The 933-nt window shown below is 65.1% G+C and carries 1 protein-coding gene; it reads right to left on the reverse strand.

Annotated features, from left to right (window positions below):
* On the reverse strand, positions 1 to 696 hold a 696-nt coding region (locus ABD679_RS12270; protein ID WP_344760277.1), incomplete at its 3' end, for a porin family protein.
* Positions 697 to 933 lie beyond the last annotated feature (237 nt).

Genomic DNA, 933 nt, shown 5'->3' on the forward strand with positions numbered 1-933 from the left:
AGCCTGCGAATCCGGGCACTTGTCGTCGCAGTCGTTCACGCCGTCGCCGTCGCTGTCCATGTCGGCGCAGCTCGGGGCAACCGGGGCCGGCGCCACCGGGGCGGTCGGCTCCGGACCCAGCGGGATCACCACGCCGACCGAGGCCAGCACGTCGCCGAACCAGTCTTCGTTCGGGGCGGCCATGCTCTGGTCGTCGAAGTCGGCGCGGTAGGCCAGCTCGGTACGGATGGCAACGCGGCTGGTGAAGGTGCCCTGCAGGCCGAGGCCCACCTTGGCGGCGAAATTGCCGTCCTCGCGCTCGAGCGGCGAGTTCGGGTTCGGGAAGGCGTCAGCCTCTTCCTCGGAACGCTGGAAGCCAAGGCCCACCAGCAGGTAGGGGTTCCAGCTGCGGCCTTCGGCGATGAAATGGCGGCGCAGGTCGAGGGAGATGCCGTACTGGCTCCAGTTCAGGTCGCGGTTGCGGTCGAACTTCGGGTTCTGGTAGTTCAGCTCGCCGTCGACGGACCAGTTGGGGCTGACGAACTTGCCAAGGCCGAGCGTCCCGAACGTCGCGTCACGGGTGCCGCGATCGCCGTCCTGGACATTGAAGCCAGCCGAGCCGGTCAGGTACCAGCGGTCGTCGAAATCCTGTGCATTGGCGGCCTGCGCAAAGGCAAGACCCGCAAGAAGGGCGGCACTCAACACGTGGATCTTCATTGCAGACTCCTTGAATGGGGAAGCTTCTGGAACGGAAAAACTTGTAAGCAGGGATCTCGCGCAGGACATCTCTGGGTACTGGACCCGGACGCCGGCTGAATGGCCGCGCGGGCGGCGCGATCATAGCGTATTAGCACAATTTTAACCACACCTGCGGCCAGGTTGCCCAAAAAACGAAGCCCGGCGTGAGCCGGGCTTCGCGGTACTGCTTGGCGTCGAACCTCAGTTCTGGACGTT

The sequence above is a fragment of the Luteimonas lutimaris genome (assembly GCF_039537065.1).
Taxonomy (GTDB): Bacteria; Pseudomonadota; Gammaproteobacteria; order Xanthomonadales; family Xanthomonadaceae; genus Luteimonas; species Luteimonas lutimaris.